Raw genomic sequence first — 18,546 nt, forward strand, 5'->3', positions numbered from 1 at the left:
TCACCCTTTATAAATTTTAGGGTTAAACACGTCACGTAACCAGTCGCCTAGTAGGTTGATAACTAGAACTAATGTTATCAAAAGCACACCTGGGAACGCTGTGATCCACCATGCTCCTGAGAAAATGTAGTTAAAGCCTGTACTAATAAGAGCACCTAGTGACGGTTGGTCTACCGGAAGACCTAAACCTAGGAAAGAAAGTGCCGCTTCTGACATGATGGCATTTGCCACCTGTACTGTAGAGATAACCAAAATTGGTGATAAACAGTTCGGTAGGATATGACGGAACATAATGCGAGGTGCTCTAAAGCCCATCACACGCGCTGCTTCTACATACTCTTTCTTCTTCTCTGCCAATACTGATGCACGAATAGTACGCGCATACTGCGGCCATTCGGCAATACCGATAATAACCACGAGCATCAAAACAGCATACTGTGCATAGAAGTCACTACCAAAACTTGCCTTGAATATAGCCGAGACGATGATCGCGACCATCATGGTCGAGAACGAAAGCTGGACATCAGCAAAACGCATCAGGAAGCTATCAATACGACCACCAAAGTAACCCGCAGATAGACCAATAACGATACCAAGTGTTAGTTGAAGGCCGACCGCAAGAAAGCCAATCGTCAATGAAAGACGTGAGCCGTAAAGCATAGTCGATAGGATGTCACGACCTTGCTCATCAGTCCCCAATAGGAAACGTTCTTCTCCATCTTCCATCCAAGATGGTGGTAGCTCTGAATCCATGATGTCGATAGACGTCACGTCATATGGATCCATTGGCGCTAAAATCGGTGCTGCCAACGCCATAATTAGGAAAACGGAAAAGATTGCAAAGCTAAACATTGCGACTTTATCGCGTAAGAAATAATACAGAATGTCTGACTGCTTAAATCGCTCCCAACGAGACGGAGCTGTTGTTGTGTGTTCCATGATTATGCTCCTTTCCCTGTAATGTTCACAGTTGGGTTAATGATGCCGTATAACAGGTCAACAATAGTGTTCGTTACTACGAAGATCAGGCCAACAAAGATAACGTATGCAGTAATCAGTGGAGTATCCACACGGTTTATCGCTTCAAGGAATAAGAAGCCGGTACCCGGCCACTGGAATACAGTCTCGGTCAGGATGGTGTACGCCACCATAGTACCAATTTGAACGCCGCCTACCGTTAGTACAGGTAGCATGGTATTTTTCAAAGCGTGTTGGTAGTAGATCTTATTCAGCGCTAAGCCTTTTGCTTTACCGAACTTAATGTATTCAGAGCTCAGAACCTCTAACATCTCAGAGCGAACAAGACGAATAAACAACGGCAACATGATAGATGCCAGAGCAATACTAGGCAGAACTAAGTGTGCAAGGCCATCAAGCGTTAAGAAGCCAGACTCCCAACCAAACCAGTTCGCAGTGTCACCACGACCGAAAGATGGTAACCAACCCAGTTCGATAGAGAACACATACATCAGCATGATTGCGGTTAAGAACACCGGAACCGAAATACCGACACTACTGCCCGCCATAATCAGCTTGGTGAAGAAACTTTTTGGGTGTATTGCAGAATAAACGCCTAATGGGATCGACAGACAAACAATAATCAGAGATGCACCGAACACAAGTTCAAGCGTCGCGACCAATTTATCCAGAATCACGTCCACTGCTGGGCGTTTAAAGAAATATGAAGTACCAAGATCACCTTGTAGGGCTGCGCCTATAAAGCGAGTGTATTTTGTAATGAAGGGATCATTTAAGCCGAGATCATCACGCAGCGCTTGACGCTCCGATTCTGAAACAGATTGACCGACTAACTCACGTAACGGGTCGCCCAGGTTATCCTGAATGGCAAACGCCACCAAACTGATCACAAACATCACTATCAGTGCCTGAAACAGGCGCTTGACCAGAAACGTAACCATTCCTTGCCCCTTATCTATCCATGACTATCTAGTCGAAATCCGCGACTAGACAACAAAAAATTCAGTCTTAAAAAAGGTATTTAGCCAGACTGAAAGGAAGACTAAATACCGAAACTTAAATCTATATCTTAATAATATTGAGAGCCTGAAAGCTTCAGGCTCTCGATTCTAGCAAGCTAGATTATTTTACAACTAGGTCGCCGAAGTAAGGCATAACCATTGGGTTTACTATGTCTGCTGCACCTACGTTAGACTTCGCGCCCCACGCTTCACTTTGCCAATGAAGAGGTACAAACGCTGCGTCGTTGTAAAGTGTTGCTTCAACGCCTTTCAGCATTTCAGAACGCTTAACTGGGTCAGTTTCAGTGTTAGAAGCTTCTACAATCGCATCCATTTCTGGGTTTGAGTAGCCAGAACAGTTGTATTGACCACGGCCAGTTTCTTCGTTACGAGTCATAGTTAAGAACTCGCTGAAGTTAGCTGAATCTTCTGTATCTGAGTGCCAGCCGATCATCATCATGTCTGCTGAACATAAATCAAACTCAGGCCAGTACTGTGCTTTAGGCATAGTCTTAAGATCAACTTTGATACCAATCTTAGACAGCATTGCCGCAGACGCTTGCGCTACTTTCGCATCGTTCACGTAACGGTTGTTTGGTGCCATCATAGTTAGCGTAAAGCCATCTTCGTAACCCGCTTCCTTCATAAGCTCTTTCGCTTTTTTCAGGTCGTAACGAGGTACTAGCGCATCATCGTGACCCGCGTAGCCTGTTGGGCTTTGCTGACCAGCCGCTGTTGCGAAACCTTTCATGATTTTCTTAACAATGCCTTCATTGTTAATAGCATGAACGATTGCTTGACGAACGCGCACATCTTTCAGAGCTTCGTTGCTGTTTTGGTTCATTTGGAACGTAATGATACGAGTACCAGGCAGCGTTACTAGATCGATATTCTTAGCGTTTTTAACACGCTTGTGATCATTTGGCGCTACAGGGTGAATCATATCTACATCGCCAGAAAGAAGGGCAGCTACACGCGTTGCATCTTCTTTGATTGGCACAAGTGTTAGCTTGTCTACGTTACCTTTAGATTCTGTATCCCAGTAGTCATTAAAACGCTCGAACGTTACTTTAACGCCTTGTTCACGTTGAGTAACGATGAACGGACCAGTACCTGAAACGTTAGTCGAAGCAAACGAGTTACCGTGCTTAACTAGCTCAGACTTGTCATTACCTTCGGCTGTTTGGCCAGAGTAAAACTTGCTGTCCATTGGGAAGATGTAAGTTGCTGTTTGTAGTACTAGTGGGTAAGCCGCTTTTGATACTAGTTCAACAGTATAGTCATCCACTTTTACCATTTTTTCGTATGGCGTGAAGATAGACTTAAAGTCTGGAGAAGCTTGTAGACGTTCAAAAGTCCACACAACATCATCAGCTGTCAGTTCGTTACCAGAGTGGAACTTTACACCTTTACGTAGGTTGAAACGGAAAGTCGTATCGTCAACACGCTCCCAGCTTGATGCTAGGCGGCCTTCAAAATCCATCTCTTGTGTGAAACGTACTAGAGGGTCAAACACCATGTGAGACATTTGTAGTGTGCCACCTGACAGCTGCTCGTGCGGATCAAGTGATACTGGGTCAGCTGCGTAGCCAACGGTAATATCTGCTGCTGCTGCACTAAAACTTAGGCCAGCTGCCATTAAAGCTACTACTAATTTGCTTTTCATGGTTTTCATTGCATAACTCCTTCATGCGGGAATCCAGATCCCTAGTTGTTGTATTTGCGTCTGTAATTATTTTTAGCAGGCTAAACTCCAACCCACTTATTTTTATACCGCGGCTTGTGCCACTGCTTTTTCTTCTCTTAATCCCGTAAATTCAGGCATCAAAGAAATTAGGTGTTTGCTGTATTCGTGTTGAGGCGATTGGAACAATTGCTCAGTTGGAGCAACCTCCAGCAGTGTCCCCATTTGCATCACGCCTACTCGGTCACACATTTGGCGAATAACCGGTAAATCGTGACTGATAAACAGCATCGTTAGATTCAGCTCATCTTGTAAATCTTTCAATAGATTAAGAATTTGCGCCTGAACCGACACATCCAGTGCCGATGTTGGCTCATCACAAATTAGAAGACGTGGACGAGTTGCCAAAGCGCGAGCAATAGAAATACGCTGACGTTGGCCACCTGAGAATTCGTGTGGGTATTTAACCCCAGCCATTAAACCTAAACCAACGTGCTCTAGCAGGTCGTTAACGATCTGACGAGTTTCATTTTCGTTGCGAGTTAACTTATGGAATCGGATAGGCTCAGCAATGATATCGAATATCTTCATTCGAGGGTTCATTGATGTATAAGGGTTTTGGAAAACCATCTGCATTTGACGACGCATTGGACGACGTTCTTTTTCAGATTTAAGTCCAGTAAGGTCAACGCCTTCAAACGTTACTTTTCCTGAGTTTGGCGCGTACAAACCAGCAATCACTCGAGCAATTGTTGATTTACCTGAGCCAGATTCACCAACAAGACCAAAAGTCTCACCTTCATGAACTTCAAAGCTTACGTTGTTTGACGCTTGAACATACTCACGACGACTCTCAAAAAATGAATCTTTCGTCGTAAAGCGTAGATTCACGTTTTCAACATTCAACAAAGGGCCAGTGTAATCACGATGATCTTGGCTTTGACCTAACCAGTGGTTTTTCACATCCAATGGTTCCATTTCTTGCGCGTCTTCTATGTAGCTAACAAGAGGGAAACGATCGAGCTTACGATCTGAACGAGGAACCGCAGAGATCAGGCTGTGTGTGTATGGGTGTTCAGGAGTGCCAAGTACTTTCGCCGTTGGGCCAAACTCAACCAAATCACCGCGATACATTACTGCTACACGGTCCGTTACGTTGGATACTACGCCCATGTCGTGCGTAACCAACATACAGCCTACGTTTTTCTTAATACATAGATCGCGAATCAAACCCAAAATCTGATCTTGGATAGAAACATCCAGTGCCGTTGTTGGTTCATCCGCAATAATAAGGTCAGGTTCACCTGCCAATGCGATCGCGATAACAACACGCTGACGCATGCCGCCAGAGAATTGGTGTGGATACTGCTTTAAGCGATTTTCTGGTTGCGGGATACCGACTTGGTTCATCAAGTCTAAAGAGCGTTGGTAGGCTTCTTGATCCGACACCTTCATGTTGGCATGAATCGTTTCTTTTAACTGCTGTTCTACTGTGAATAGAGGGTTAAGAGAAGTCATTGGGTCTTGGAAGATAAATCCAATTTTTGAACCGCGAACTGAACGCATCTGCTCTGGAGACAAACCTGAGATTTTCTCGCCATCAAGAAATACCTCGCCGCTAGCAATGCGGCCAGGGGGGCTCAGCAAATCGATCACAGCATTACCTACTGTTGATTTACCTGCACCAGACTCACCGACAACGCCAACAATCTCACCACGTTCAATATTGAACGAAAGAGATTTTACTGCTGCGTGTACTCCATGGCGAGATGGGTATTCGATACGAAGATTTTTTACTTCTAAAAGTGACATTACCAGACCTCTACTGCTTTGGCAGCTTTCTGCCCTGTCTGCAAAATTGAATCCATTCTTACCAGAATATTGTTCTGATATTTTATACGGTTGACAATTTGGCAAATAATTCACAGAAAAGCAACAAAAATAGGATAAAAAGTCGACATTGAACGCTTAGCAAGCAAAAGCACCACATAACTATTCACCCAAAGAGCATATAGTAATAAAAATCAACATTCTACTCATGGTGATAAACACTCACAAACCCCTTACTACAACTTGCTTGTAGAGTTAAATCAATCGTTCAGAGCAGATCTCACTGTCAGTCACAAAAAACAAATAATTATTCCAAAAAAACAATTAACATTATAGAAACAAACGCTGTTTTATTAAATTTAAACAAACAAAACAACCAGATACGAATTAATAACCAATACTTATCACTATTAAAATAAACCCTGTAAATACAAAATAGTAAAATGAGAGGTTTACTAAATCAGAGAAGATTTAGAGCTATTTGATGCGAAGAAAGCTGTTAAATACAGGCCTTAGCGAGCAGATTTAGGGTTAGATTTCGCTTTTCGTAAGAATCTTTAGACCAAACCAATCAGTTTGTCGAATTATTGAGCGGTTATTTTATATAAAATTCGATATAGATCTGCTGATTTAATAAAGGAAAACCCTGTATACAGATCCAACAACCTTAGAAAGGCTAGCAATTCAGGCTTGTATGAAAGGGGAATTTGATTAATGTGTTAGTAGGTAATCTGCCGAAATAGATAGGTTTTCAACACTTAAATCAATCGTTGGAGAATGACTCGATCGGACTGGCAATCCAGCCCACCGACCTTCTGGTCCCAAACTATCTAAATTCCAAATGGAAAAAAGCCCCAGTCTTTCGACTGTGGCTTCTTAATGTGGTCGGTGAAGAGAGATTCGGCGCGGCAGGGCTCCCTGCGGACTGGCGATCCAGCCCACGGCCCTCTGGTCTCAAATTATCTAAATTCCAGGCCTAAAAAAGCCCCGTCATTTCTGACGGGGCTTCTTAAGTGATCGGTGAAGAGACATTCTTTGGACATCAGGCGAACCCCACTTGGGTTCCAATCTAGTGATCTACAGATGAAAAAAAGCTCATCATTTCTGATGAGCTTTCTTAAAGGTGGTCGGTGAAGAGGGATTCGAACCCCCGACCCTCTGGTCCCAAACCAGATGCGCTACCAAGCTGCGCTATTCACCGAGACGTTTCGTTTGATTTCTCAAACTGGGAACTTCAAAGAAGTTACCAAAATTAATGGGGTGGCTAACGAGATTCGAACTCGCGACCACCGGAATCACAATCCAGGGCTCTACCAACTGAGCTATAGCCACCACTAATTTTTTATATAACCGCTAAAAGCGATTATTGAAATAGTGGTCGGTGAAGAGGGATTCGAACCCCCGACCCTCTGGTCCCAAACCAGATGCGCTACCAAGCTGCGCTATTCACCGACTTTTTTGTCTCGACTCTTGGGTATAATGAGTCAACACTGGAAGCCTAAGCTACCGTTTTATTCTGTAAAGAAAGAATGGGGTGGCTAACGAGATTCGAACTCGCGACCACCGGAATCACAATCCAGGGCTCTACCAACTGAGCTATAGCCACCATTGTTTCTTTTTTTGCCAATTCTCACTTACCGAAGTAAGAGACCGGATGGCGCGCCTGAAAGGATTCGAACCTTCGGCCTTTGGCTCCGGAGGCCAACGCTCTATCCAGCTGAGCTACAGGCGCATGCCCTGTCGGCGGAGTGGAATAATACGTATATCACCTAATGCCGTCTAGTACTTTTTTAACTTTTTTTTCTGTTTGGTCTCTTTTTCGACAGTTAATATGTGATAAACCCCTTATTTGAGTACTACAACCCGCCACAGCTTATAAGTTGTTGTTTATTGCAACAACTTATCGGGATATAATCACCCATTATTTACATTGGTTTAACAGTTGCTCTTTGCTGCTCAAACCAAAACACCCTTCCAACACTATAAATTGGTAAGCATGCACTTACCTTGGGAATGTAAAGTGAGTTTAATGGATATGTCTCGTCGAATTTTAAGCGTTGTCATCGCAGTTTTAACCTTTTCAACTGGCGCAATGGCTTCAGGCCTAAGCGAAGCAGAGCAAGATGCAATTGCTGAGCGCATCAAACCAGTTGGTCAAGTATACCTAATCGGCAGTGAGCCAGTAGTCGCTGAACCTACAGGCCCTCGTGATGGCGCAGCAGTTTACGGTACCTTTTGTATCGCTTGTCACGCATCTGGCGTAAGTGGCGCACCTAAAACTGGTGATGCTGGTGACTGGGGTCCTCGTATTGCTCAAGGCCGCGACATTCTAGCTAACCACGCAATCAACGGCTTTAATGCAATGCCAGCGAAAGGTTCATGTATGGACTGTTCAGACGACGAAATCAAAGATGCTATCGAGCACATGATTGCTGGTCTGTAATTTACCGATCTGTAATTAAAAATGCCAAATTCAAAAAAGGTGACCTCATGGTCACCTTTTTATTGGTCTCGATTTAGAGCCAAACATCACTTCTTATTGAACATCGCGCGAATATTTGCAATATGCGCCTGCCCTTTTTCCATTCTTTCTTCTGCTGATTGTGGCTTCTTCACGCTCTCCCATTCAACGTCATCATGAGGCAGCTCATCAAGAAAACGGCTTTGTGTTGGCTTAATCAATTCACCGTACTGACGGCGTTCACGACATTTGGTAAAGGTGAGTTCTTTCTGTGCGCGGGTTATGCCTACATACATTAAGCGACGTTCTTCTTCTACGTTACCTTCATCGACACTGGTTTGGTGAGGCAAAATACCCTCTTCAGCCCCCATTAAGAATACATACGGAAACTCTAGACCTTTCGAAGCGTGCAATGTCATTAGTTGAACTTGGTCTGCATCATCATTATCTTCTCCGCGCTCCATCATGTCGCGTAAAGTTAAACGTTGAACAACCTCGCGTAGCGTCTTCTCTTCTTTATCATAGTTATCACCTTCGAGGTCGGCCACAATCCAGCTATAGAGATCAGACACGTTCTTCATTCGCATCTCTGCGGCCTTCGGGCTTGGAGAGGTTTCGTAGAGCCAATCTTCGTAATTGATGTCACGAACCAAAGATCGAACCGCCTCAACTGTATTACCACGTTCAGCATTATCTGAAATTCGAACAATCCAATCGCCGAAGCGACGCAGGTTTTCTAAACCTCGCCCAGTCAATGTTTGTTCCAATCCCATCTCAAAGCTTGCTTCATACAGGCTCTTACCACGCATGTTGGCGTAACTGCCTAGCTTCTCTAAAGTCACCGGGCCAATCTCACGACGTGGCGTGTTTACAATACGCAGGAAGGCGTTGTCATCATCAGGGTTCACCAACACTCGTAGGTAAGCCATGATGTCTTTAATCTCAGCTCTAGCGAAGAAAGATGTACCGCCAGAGATCTTGTAAGGTACACGGTTCTGCATCAGGGCTTTTTCAATCAAGCGCGACTGATGATTACCTCGGTAAAGCACTGCGTAATCTTTGTATTCTGTGCGATTCAAAAACTTGTGGGCGATGATCTCGCCGGTAATACGCTCAGCTTCATGCTCTTCATTCTTAGCATTCAATACCTTGAGTTTTTCACCGTCCGGAATTTCAGAGAACAATGACTTCTCATAGACGTGAGGGTTATTAGCGATCAAGATATTCGCCGCACGCAAGATGCGACTGGTTGAACGATAGTTTTGCTCTAGTTTGATTAAACGAAGGTTCGGGTAATCCTCACCTAGCAAAACCAAGTTTTGCGGCTTTGCGCCACGCCATGAGTAAATAGATTGGTCATCATCACCTACTACCGTCAAACGACCACGTTCTCCCACCAATAAACGAACCAACTCATATTGGCTGGTATTGGTATCTTGGTACTCATCGACCAGTAAATAGCGAATGCGAGACTGCCAGCGCTCACGCACTTCTTGATTGGTTTTCAGTAACAATACAGGCATCGCAATCAGATCATCAAAATCGAGCGCGTTGTATGCCTTCATCTGTTTCTGATACATCTCAAAACAGAATGCAAAAAGCTGTTCTTGTTCGCCTTGAGCTCTTGCTTTCGCTTGATCTGGCGTCAGCATGTCATTTTTCCAATTTGAGATTGTACTCATCAAAGAACGTAGCAGATCCTTATCACCATCGATCTGTGTTTCGGTTAGTTCTTTAAGTAGAGCTAACTGATCTTGGTCATCAAACAGCGAGAAGCCCGCTTTAAGGCCCAGAGCTTTGTACTCGCGGCGAATGATAGTTAGCCCCATGGTATGAAAGGTAGAAACGATCAACCCTTTCGATTCATTTTTCCCTAAGCTCTGCCCTACACGCTCTTTCATCTCACGTGCCGCTTTATTGGTAAAGGTTACCGCTGCAATATTACGAGCCTTGTAGCCACACTCTTGAACCAAGTAAGCAATCTTGTTGGTGATAACACGTGTTTTACCCGATCCAGCGCCCGCTAATACTAAGCAGGGACCAGAAACATACTTCACGGCTTCATCTTGTCTTGGGTTCAGTCTCATTTGATTCTCAATTTGGTCTAGAGGGGCGAATTAAATTGCGCGCCTATAATAATGCTGCAATAGCACGAATGCTACGTTCTCTTATACAAGATTTTTACGGTGTTTGTGTAAAACTTTGTTGCACATGTGTATGGTTCTTGGGCTATAATGAATGAACGTTCATTCATTGGTGATTGAAAGATGACAACTCATGCACCTCAGGATAAACGCCAACAAATACTTTCTGCCGCTGAAAAGCTAATTGCAGAGGTCGGTTTTCAAGGCCTTTCAATGCAAAAATTAGCAAAAGAAGCAGGAGTGGCTGCAGGCACTATCTACCGCTACTTCGACGATAAAAATCACTTGATCGATGATGTTCGAGTGCTCGTGACTCAACGGGTAGCAGATGCTGTTCAAGAAGGGGTTAATGATTCGGATCCAATTAAACAACGCTATCGTACGATGTGGTTAAACATATGGAACTTAGCAGGAACGAACTTAGCCGCGATAAAAAACCGGGTTCAATATGACTCTCTACCCATCAAAAATAGCCTAAACTTCAGGGAACTAGAACGTGAAATGTTTGCCCAAGTTGAGCTGTTATTTAATGAAGGTAAAGAGCAAGGACTGTTTAAACCACTTAATAACGAAGTATTAGGTGGCTTGAGCTTAGCGGCTAGCGTATCTCTAGCACGCAAGCATTCTTTAGGATTTTACCAACTCGACGAGGCAGAATTAGAATCTGCAATAGAAGCCAGTTGGGACGCAATAATTAAACACTAGATCGGAGTTCTGACCATAATGAAAAAGTGGACTTTCTTCATGTTATTCATCGCTGTACTGCTTTTCGGCAGCGTTATTGGGTTCAACATGTTCAAACAACAAAAAATTGCTGAGTTTATGGCCAACCGCCCTGAGCCAGAGTTTCCAGTAACGGTTACTGAGGTTCAGCCGATCGACTGGGTTCCTGTGATTGAAGCAATCGGCTTCATTGAACCAAATCAAGGTGTCACGCTAGCGAATGAAACCAGCGGTGTTATTGACCAAATCTCTTTTGGTTCAGGAACTGATGTTAAAAATGACCAACTTCTTGTTCGTCTTGATTCTGGCGTAGAAAAGGCAAACCTAAAGAGTTCTGAAGCTCGCCTGCCTGCAGCAAAAGCAAAATACAAACGCTACCAAGGTCTGTTTAAGAAAGGCTCTATTTCAAAAGAAGCATACGATGAAGCAGAAGCAAACTTCTACTCTCTATCGGCTGATATTGAAAGCCTAAAAGCATCTATCGAACGTCGTGAAATTCGCGCTCCTTTCGATGGCAAAGTGGGTATTCGTAACGTGTACCTAGGTCAATACCTGCAATCAGGTACAGATATCGTTCGTTTAGAAGATACCAGTGTGATGCGCCTACGCTTTACTGTATCTCAAACAGATATCTCTCGTATCAATGTTGGTCAGGCTATCGACATCTTTGTTGATGCTTACCCGGAGAAACCGTTTGAAGGCTCTATTAGTGCCATTGAACCAGCGGTAAGTATCCAAAGTGGTCTTATTCAAGTTCAAGCGGATATTCCAAACAATGATGGCCAACTTCGTAGCGGCATGTTCGCTCGCGCTAACATCATTCTGCCTAAGCTAGAGAACCAAGTAACGTTGCCTCAAACAGCGATTACTTTCACTCTATATGGTGACAATGTTTACATCCTAACGGAAGAAGACGGCGTTCAACGTGTTGCTCAACATGTTGTGAAAGTTGGTGAGAGAACAGCGGATATCGCACATATCCTTGAAGGTGTTAAAGCCGGCGATACGGTTGTAACTTCTGGCCAAGTACGTCTAAGTAACGGCGCCAAAGTTAAGATTGTTGAAAGTGATGCAATCACTCCACCATCTGAAACACCTAAGCTGTAACTGGAGGCACAATGCGCTTTACTGATGTTTTTATTAAACGTCCAGTTCTAGCGGTATCCATCAGCTTTTTGATTGCTCTGCTTGGCTTACAAGCAATCTTCAAAATGCAGGTGCGTGAATACCCTGAAATGACGAATACCGTAGTAACCGTGACCACGAGTTACTACGGTGCAAGTGCCGATCTTATCCAAGGCTTTATTACCCAGCCCCTCGAACAGGCTGTGGCTCAAGCGGATAATATCGACTATATGACTTCTTCTTCTGTGTTAGGTAGTTCAACGATTACCGTCAACATGAAGTTGAACACCGACCCGAATGCAGCACTGTCTGACATACTGGCCAAGACAAACTCTGTACGTTCTCAGCTCCCTAAAGAAGCCGAAGATCCAACAGTAACTATGTCTACAGGTTCAACGACGGCTGTACTCTACATTGGTTTTACCAGTGATGAGTTGGTATCGAGCCAAATTACCGATTATCTAGAGCGCGTAATCAACCCGCAGCTATTTACGGTCAATGGTGTATCTAAAGTCGACCTATACGGTGGTATGAAATACGCTCTACGCGTGTGGCTTGACCCATCAAAAATGGCCGCTGTTAACCTGACTGCATCTGATGTAATGACGGTACTAAACTCTAACAACTACCAATCAGCAACAGGTCAAGCAACGGGTGAATTTGTTCTTTATAACGGCAGTGCCGACACGCAAGTTTCGAACACTGAAGAGCTAGAGAACTTAGTCGTTAAAAGTGGTGAGGGTGAGATTATTCGCCTGTCTGACATTGCTAAGGTTTCTCTAGAGAAAAGTCACGATATCTACCGCGCAAGTGCCAATGGCCAAGAAGCGGTTGTTGCCGCGATTAATGCGGCACCAAGTGCCAACCCTATCAATATTGCAGCCGATGTTCTGGAACTTCTTCCTCAATTAGAGAAGAACCTTCCGAGCAACATCTCAATGAACGTAATGTACGATTCTACGATTGCAATTAACGAGTCAATTCAAGAGGTTATAAAAACAATTCTTGAAGCGGCTTTGATCGTATTGATTGTAATTACGCTGTTCTTAGGTTCATTCCGAGCAGTACTGATACCTATCGTTACCATCCCACTGTCTTTAATTGGTGTGGCTATGGTAATGCAGGCGATGGGCTTCTCTTGGAACCTGATGACGCTCCTGGCAATGGTACTGGCCATCGGTTTGGTGGTAGATGATGCGATCGTTGTACTCGAAAACGTCGACCGGCATATCAAGCTCGGGGAGTCACCGTTCCGAGCTGCCATCATAGGTACTCGTGAAATCGCGGTACCTGTTATCGCAATGACGCTAACGCTAGGCGCGGTTTACGCACCGATCGCAATGATGGGTGGTATCACAGGCTCACTATTTAAAGAGTTTGCGTTAACTCTGGCCGGTGCTGTTTTTGTCTCGGGCATTGTGGCATTGACGTTATCACCAATGATGTGTTCAAAAATGCTGAAAGCTCACGCTGAGCCGAGCAAGTTTGAAAAGAAAGTACATAGTGTACTGGATGGTATGACTAACCGTTATGAGCGTATGCTTGGCGCGGTAATGCAACATCGTCCAGTATTCATTGGCTTTGCTGTTATCGTATTTGCAAGCTTGCCGTTGTTGTTCAAGTTCATCCCTAGCGAATTAGCACCTTCAGAAGATAAAGGTGTAATCATGCTGATGGGTACAGCACCATCGAATGCGAACTTAGACTTCATGCAAAATACCATGAATGACGTAAACAAAATTCTGTCTGATCAGCCAGAAGTTGCTTACGCACAGGTATTTACTGGGGTGCCTAATGCAAACCAAGCATTTGGTATCGCATCTATGGTTCCTTGGAGTGAGCGAGAAGCAAGCCAGTCAGACGTAGCTAACCGCGTTGGTACTTTGGTGAAAGATGTTCCAGGAATGGCCGTCACTGCATTCCAAATGCCAGAACTACCAGGTGCAGGCTCAGGTCTTCCAATTCAGTTTGTAATTACCACACCAAACAGTTTTGAAAGCTTGTTCCAAATCACGACTGACATCTTGGCGGATGTAGCTTCAAATCCGCTGTTCGTTTATTCAGATTTGGATCTGAATTACGATTCAGCAACGATGAAAGTACACATCGACAAAGATAAAGCAGGCGCATACGGCGTGACCATGCAAGATATCGGTATCACGCTTGGTACTATGATGTCTGATGGCTACGTAAACCGTATCGACTTGAATGGCCGATCTTATGAGGTTATCCCTCAAGTTGAACGTAAGTTCCGTTTGAATCCAGAGTCGATGAACAACTACTACGTACGTGCTGCAGACGGTAACGCTGTTCCTCTAGGTAGTTTGATTACGATTGATGTTGTGGCAGAGCCTCGTTCTCTTCCTCACTTCAACCAATTGAACTCAGCAACTATTGGTGCTGTACCCGCTCCAGGCGCTGCGATGGGTGATGCAATTGCTTGGTTTGAAGACACGGCAGCGAATAAGCTTCCAAGTGGCTACAACCACGATTACATGGGTGAAGCGCGCCAATATGTAACAGAAGGTAGCGCACTGTATGCGACCTTTGGTTTGGCACTGGCTATCATCTTCTTGGTATTGGCGATTCAGTTCGAATCTCTTAAAGATCCTTTAGTTATCATGGTATCTGTACCACTTGCGATCTGTGGTGCCCTCATTGCTCTGGCATGGGGTGCGGCAACGATGAACATCTACTCGCAAGTTGGGTTGATCACCTTGGTGGGTCTGATTACCAAGCACGGTATCTTGATCTGTGAGGTAGCAAAAGAAGAACAGCTACACAATCACAAGACTCGTATTGAGGCAGTAATGGAAGCTGCGAAGGTTCGTCTTCGTCCAATCCTGATGACAACTGCTGCGATGATCGCGGGCCTAGTTCCATTGATGTACGCAAGTGGTGCAGGTGCTGCTCAACGCTTTAGTATCGGTATCGTAATCGTAGCTGGTCTGGCGATTGGTACTATCTTCACGCTATTTGTACTGCCTGTGATATACAGTTACTTGGCTGAGAAACACAAGCCTCTACCTGTATTTGTTGAAGACAAAGACCTAGAAAAACTAGCTCGCGTCGATGAAGCAAAAGCAGCACACAGAGAATTAGCTGACAACAAGTAATCGCTAAATCGTATTAATAATTAAAAAGGCTACTTCGGTGGCCTTTTTTTATACGCTATAGGCGACATCTCAAGTGTGATTAAATAGAATAGTGGTAAATAGTCAGGAGTTTTAATTGATATGTTTGATCCAAAAAAGCTAGAGCAAATTGCTAAACAGATTCACGATTCTATGCCTCAACCAGTAAAAGAGCTTGGTTCAGACGTAGATCAAAAAGTTCGCCAAGTTATCCAAGGCCAACTGAATAAGTTAGATGTTGTAAGCCGTGAAGAGTTTGATGTTCAAACTCAAGTATTGCTGCGCACACGCCAGAAACTAACTGAAATGGAACAAAAGCTAACTGACTTAGAAGCAAAGCTTTCAGATAAGTAATAATTAGCTTTGATCAGTTCAAGTTCGAATAAAGGCTTACCTTCAGGTAAGCCTTTATTTTTTATCCCTTAACCAAATAACCTTCTTAAGGTTATGCGGCAGACATAAAAAAGCCCCGAACAAATGTTCAGGGCTTTTTTCATTCAGTTATGAGCTGAAGATTAACCGCCTACAGCGATACGCTTCATGTCACTCATGTAGCTACGTAGCTCTTCACCAATGTACTCTACAGGGTGATTACGGATAGCTTCATTTACTTCGATTAGCGTAGCGTTATCAACTTGGTTAGATGTTTCACCTAGACCGCGGCCGATTACGTCAGTTGCTACTGAAGGCATGAACTTCTCACGTAGTAGCGGTGTCGCTACGTTAGCGAATAGGTAGTTACCGTACTCAGCTGTATCAGAGATTACTACGTTCATTTCGTAAAGACGCTTACGAGCAACAGTGTTTGCGATTAGTGGAAGCTCATGTAAAGACTCGTAATAAGCAGACTCATCAACGATACCAGATGCAGTCATGGCTTCGAATGCTAGCTCAACACCGGCACGAACCATAGCAACCATTAGGATACCGTTATCGAAATACTCTTGCTCTGATATTTCTACGTCAGAAGTTGGGTAATTTTCGAATGCAGTTTCGCCTGTCTCTTCACGCCAGCCTAGTAGGTTCACGTCATCGTTAGCCCAGTCAGCCATCATCGTGCTAGAGAAGTGACCAGAGATGATGTCATCCATATGCTTGTTGTAAAGCGGACGCATTAGGTCTTTTAGTTCTTCAGAAAGCTCAAACGCTTTAACTTTAGCTGGGTTAGATAGACGATCCATCATGTGAGTCACGCCACCAAACTTAAGTGCTTCAGTGATCGTTTCCCAACCATATTGTAGAAGTTTACCTGCGTAACCTGGTTCAATACCGTCAGCAATCATCTTCTCGTAAGATACGATAGAACCAGCTTGTAGCATGCCACAAAGAATAGTTTGCTCACCCATAAGGTCAGATTTAACTTCAGCGACGAAAGAAGACTCTAGACAACCAGCACGGTGACCACCAGTACCAGCAGCCCAAGCTTTAGCGATATCCCAGCCTTCGCCCTTAGGGTCGTTTTCTGGGTGAACAGCGATCAGTGTTGGAACACCGAAGCCACGCTTGTACTCTTCACGTACTTCAGAACCTGGACACTTAGGAGCAACCATAACAACCGTAAGATCGTCACGTAATTGCATGCCTTCTTCAACAACGTTGAAACCATGAGAGTAACCAAGAGCAGCACCTTGCTTCATTAGAGGCATTATCGTCTCAACTACATTGGTGTGCTGCTTATCAGGAGTAAGGTTAATCACAAGATCAGCTTGTGGGATTAGCGTTTCGTAGCTACCTACTACGAAGCCATTCTCGTCAGCATTTTTGAATGATTGACGCTTCTCATCAATTGCAGCTTGGCGTAATGCATAAGATACGTCTAAGCCAGAATCACGCATGTTTAGACCTTGGTTTAGGCCTTGAGCACCACAACCAACAATTACGATCTTCTTACCTTCAAGATATTCAGCTTCCGTCGCGAATTCTTCACGATCCATAAAGCGGCAACGACCTAATTGGTCTAGTTGTTCACGAAGGTTTAATGTATTGAAATAGTTAGCCATTCTAGGGCACTCCTTTAAAAATAAGTCCGTAAGGTCGATATCTCTCTATCGAATGACTTCATACTAAAACAGACACTCCATTGCTGAAAGTGATATATTCACAATTAGTTATTGCAATAAATGCAACATGGAAACGATCACAAAACATGAACATAAAATCTCTTCAATTATTTATACATTTATGTGATAGCAAAAGTTTCAGCAAAACCGCTGCGGCTATGCACGTCAGTCCTTCAGCACTTAGCCGTCAGATACAAAAGCTTGAAGAAGAAACAGGGCAAGAGCTGCTTATCAGAGATAACCGAAGCGTTGACCTTACTCCTTCAGGGAAACATCTACTTCCAGTCGCATTAAACATCGTTGGGGAGTGGCAGCAATACAATCTTCATTTGAAGGGTGGCGAACAAGAACTAAAAGGAGAGATCCGCATCTTCTGTTCTGTAACCGCAAGCTATAGTCACCTACCAGAGCTCATTACCGAATTCAGAGCTATTCATCCTTATATCGAGTTTAAGCTATCTACTGGTGACCCCGCTCAATCCATCGACAAGATTTTAAACGATGAAGCTGATATCGCCATTTCAGCTAAACCGGATATTCTCCCTTCAAGGTTAGAATTTGAAACCATCAGCGATATACCTCTTTCCGTAATAATCCCATCAGGTGTTAGTAGCTTTAGCCAGCAACTGCAATCCGAGAAACCAAATTGGAATGAAATACCTTTTATTATTCCAGAAGCAGGTACAGCGCGTGAACGTGCCAATGCATGGTTCAAAAAGATGAAGATAAAACCTAGCATCTATGCTCAAGTATCAGGTCATGAAGCAATCGTAAGTATGGTGGCACTAGGTTGTGGAGTTGGTATTGCTCCTGATGTAGTGATTAACAATAGTCCAGTAAGGGATAAAGTCGACCGCTTAAAGATAGAGCCGATCAAACCATTTGAGTTAGGTGTGTGCTGTAAGCGATCGCAGCTTGATAACCCTCTTATAAGAGCTTTCTGGCGAGTGGCAGAAGGTAAACATATGACGGACTAATCGGAAGGGGATTCCAGTAAGCAAAAAGAGAAGAGCACGTCAGTGCTCTTCTCTTTTTAATTTCTTCATATTGCAGATAAGAAAAAAGCCCGCTGATTTCTCAGCGGGCTTTTCAATGGTGGTGGAGGGATAGGGATTTGAACCCTAGAACCGCTATTAACGGTTGCCGGTTTTCAAGACCGGTGCTTTCGACCACTCAGCCATCCCTCCAACAAATTGTCATCAACAGATTAGTACACTGTAGATGTTGTTACATGTATATACAGGTAACGATATTTAAAGCCTGGCGATGTCCTACTCTCACATGGGGAAACCCCACACTACCATCGGCGCTATTGTGTTTCACTTCTGAGTTCGGCATGGAATCAGGTGGGTCCACAATGCTATGGTCGCCAAGCAAATTTTAAAATTCGGAAAGCTAATCTAAAA

The 18,546-nt window shown here is 44.0% G+C and carries 12 protein-coding genes, 6 tRNA genes and 1 rRNA gene; 6 read left to right on the forward strand and 13 right to left on the reverse strand.

Annotation, left to right across the window (positions count from 1 at the left end; all coding sequences use genetic code 11):
• From OCV36_RS15950 to OCV36_RS15990, 9 genes are all read right to left on the reverse strand, one after another.
• Complete coding sequence (locus tag OCV36_RS15950) at positions 1-939, reverse strand: ABC transporter permease (protein ID WP_102551032.1); 939 nt, start codon at positions 937-939, stop codon at positions 1-3.
• Positions 940-941: 2 nt separating this feature from the next.
• Complete coding sequence (locus OCV36_RS15955; protein ID WP_017075521.1) at positions 942-1,919, reverse strand: ABC transporter permease; 978 nt, start codon at positions 1,917-1,919, stop codon at positions 942-944.
• Positions 1,920-2,100: 181 nt separating this feature from the next.
• On the reverse strand, positions 2,101-3,654 hold the full coding sequence (locus OCV36_RS15960) for an ABC transporter substrate-binding protein (RefSeq protein ID WP_017075522.1): 1,554 nt from the start codon (positions 3,652-3,654) through the stop codon (positions 2,101-2,103).
• A 93-nt stretch (positions 3,655-3,747) separates the two neighbouring features.
• On the reverse strand, positions 3,748-5,475 hold the full coding sequence (locus tag OCV36_RS15965; protein ID WP_017075523.1) for a dipeptide ABC transporter ATP-binding protein: 1,728 nt from the start codon (positions 5,473-5,475) through the stop codon (positions 3,748-3,750).
• Positions 5,476-6,617: 1,142 nt separating this feature from the next.
• A tRNA-Pro gene (locus tag OCV36_RS15970) sits at positions 6,618-6,694 on the reverse strand.
• Between the two features lie 55 nt (positions 6,695-6,749).
• A tRNA-His gene (locus OCV36_RS15975) sits at positions 6,750-6,825 on the reverse strand.
• Positions 6,826-6,868: 43 nt separating this feature from the next.
• Positions 6,869-6,945: transfer RNA gene (locus tag OCV36_RS15980), tRNA-Pro, on the reverse strand.
• Positions 6,946-7,023: 78 nt separating this feature from the next.
• A tRNA-His gene (locus tag OCV36_RS15985) sits at positions 7,024-7,099 on the reverse strand.
• A gap of 49 nt (positions 7,100-7,148) precedes the next feature.
• Positions 7,149-7,225: transfer RNA gene (locus tag OCV36_RS15990), tRNA-Arg, on the reverse strand.
• A gap of 297 nt (positions 7,226-7,522) precedes the next feature.
• Here OCV36_RS15990 and OCV36_RS15995 point away from each other — a divergent pair.
• A complete protein-coding gene (locus OCV36_RS15995) occupies positions 7,523-7,936 on the forward strand; it encodes a c-type cytochrome (protein WP_029225255.1) in 414 nt (137 codons plus the stop codon).
• A gap of 86 nt (positions 7,937-8,022) precedes the next feature.
• Here OCV36_RS15995 and rep read toward each other — a convergent pair whose 3' ends face one another.
• The gene (gene rep, locus OCV36_RS16000; RefSeq protein WP_017076483.1) at positions 8,023-10,041 is read right to left on the reverse strand and encodes a DNA helicase Rep; all 2,019 of its coding nucleotides are present in this window, start codon (positions 10,039-10,041) and stop codon (positions 8,023-8,025) included.
• A gap of 180 nt (positions 10,042-10,221) precedes the next feature.
• On the opposite strand from rep, the gene OCV36_RS16005 reads away from it, so the two are divergent.
• The 4 genes from OCV36_RS16005 to ubiK all read left to right on the forward strand — a co-directional run bounded on the left by OCV36_RS16005 (position 10,222) and on the right by ubiK (position 15,434).
• Complete coding sequence (locus OCV36_RS16005) at positions 10,222-10,803, forward strand: TetR/AcrR family transcriptional regulator (RefSeq protein WP_135455851.1); 582 nt, start codon at positions 10,222-10,224, stop codon at positions 10,801-10,803.
• An 18-nt stretch (positions 10,804-10,821) separates the two neighbouring features.
• Positions 10,822-11,928, forward strand: a complete 1,107-nt coding sequence (locus tag OCV36_RS16010) for an efflux RND transporter periplasmic adaptor subunit (RefSeq protein WP_017076481.1) — start codon at positions 10,822-10,824, stop codon at positions 11,926-11,928.
• A gap of 11 nt (positions 11,929-11,939) precedes the next feature.
• Complete coding sequence (locus tag OCV36_RS16015) at positions 11,940-15,062, forward strand: multidrug efflux RND transporter permease subunit (RefSeq protein ID WP_017076480.1); 3,123 nt, start codon at positions 11,940-11,942, stop codon at positions 15,060-15,062.
• Between the two features lie 120 nt (positions 15,063-15,182).
• Positions 15,183-15,434 (forward strand): ubiquinone biosynthesis accessory factor UbiK, encoded by a 252-nt coding sequence (gene ubiK / locus OCV36_RS16020; protein WP_017076479.1) that lies wholly within the window; start codon positions 15,183-15,185, stop codon positions 15,432-15,434.
• A 161-nt stretch (positions 15,435-15,595) separates the two neighbouring features.
• Here the strand turns inward: ubiK and ilvC are convergent, their stop codons facing one another.
• On the reverse strand, positions 15,596-17,080 hold the full coding sequence (gene ilvC / locus OCV36_RS16025) for a ketol-acid reductoisomerase (protein WP_135455853.1): 1,485 nt from the start codon (positions 17,078-17,080) through the stop codon (positions 15,596-15,598).
• Positions 17,081-17,226: 146 nt separating this feature from the next.
• On the opposite strand from ilvC, the gene ilvY reads away from it, so the two are divergent.
• The gene (gene ilvY, locus OCV36_RS16030; protein WP_102551027.1) at positions 17,227-18,117 is read left to right on the forward strand and encodes an HTH-type transcriptional activator IlvY; all 891 of its coding nucleotides are present in this window, start codon (positions 17,227-17,229) and stop codon (positions 18,115-18,117) included.
• Between the two features lie 119 nt (positions 18,118-18,236).
• On the opposite strand, the gene OCV36_RS16035 is transcribed toward ilvY, so the two are convergent.
• Both OCV36_RS16035 and rrf read right to left on the reverse strand, forming a co-directional pair.
• Positions 18,237-18,327: transfer RNA gene (locus OCV36_RS16035), tRNA-Ser, on the reverse strand.
• Positions 18,328-18,398: 71 nt separating this feature from the next.
• Positions 18,399-18,514: ribosomal RNA gene (gene rrf, locus OCV36_RS16040) — 5S ribosomal RNA — on the reverse strand.
• Positions 18,515-18,546: the final 32 nt, after the last annotated feature.

Origin of the sequence: Vibrio echinoideorum, assembly GCF_024347455.1 — a bacterium.
Lineage (GTDB): Bacteria > Pseudomonadota > Gammaproteobacteria > Enterobacterales > Vibrionaceae > Vibrio > Vibrio echinoideorum.

What these genes read in the sequence shown, in the direction of transcription:
- OCV36_RS15950 (WP_102551032.1), bottom strand. Translation starts at nt 939, where the DNA reads ATGGAACACACAACAACAGCTCCGTCTCGTTGGGAGCGATTTAAGCAG.
- OCV36_RS15955 (WP_017075521.1), bottom strand. Translation starts at nt 1,919, where the DNA reads ATGGTTACGTTTCTGGTCAAGCGCCTGTTTCAGGCACTGATAGTGATG.
- OCV36_RS15960 (WP_017075522.1), bottom strand. Translation starts at nt 3,654, where the DNA reads ATGAAAACCATGAAAAGCAAATTAGTAGTAGCTTTAATGGCAGCTGGC.
- OCV36_RS15965 (WP_017075523.1), bottom strand. Translation starts at nt 5,475, where the DNA reads ATGTCACTTTTAGAAGTAAAAAATCTTCGTATCGAATACCCATCTCGC.
- OCV36_RS15995 (WP_029225255.1), top strand. Translation starts at nt 7,523, where the DNA reads ATGGATATGTCTCGTCGAATTTTAAGCGTTGTCATCGCAGTTTTAACC.
- rep (WP_017076483.1), bottom strand. Translation starts at nt 10,041, where the DNA reads ATGAGACTGAACCCAAGACAAGATGAAGCCGTGAAGTATGTTTCTGGT.
- OCV36_RS16005 (WP_135455851.1), top strand. Translation starts at nt 10,222, where the DNA reads ATGACAACTCATGCACCTCAGGATAAACGCCAACAAATACTTTCTGCC.
- OCV36_RS16010 (WP_017076481.1), top strand. Translation starts at nt 10,822, where the DNA reads ATGAAAAAGTGGACTTTCTTCATGTTATTCATCGCTGTACTGCTTTTC.
- OCV36_RS16015 (WP_017076480.1), top strand. Translation starts at nt 11,940, where the DNA reads ATGCGCTTTACTGATGTTTTTATTAAACGTCCAGTTCTAGCGGTATCC.
- ubiK (WP_017076479.1), top strand. Translation starts at nt 15,183, where the DNA reads ATGTTTGATCCAAAAAAGCTAGAGCAAATTGCTAAACAGATTCACGAT.
- ilvC (WP_135455853.1), bottom strand. Translation starts at nt 17,080, where the DNA reads ATGGCTAACTATTTCAATACATTAAACCTTCGTGAACAACTAGACCAA.
- ilvY (WP_102551027.1), top strand. Translation starts at nt 17,227, where the DNA reads ATGAACATAAAATCTCTTCAATTATTTATACATTTATGTGATAGCAAA.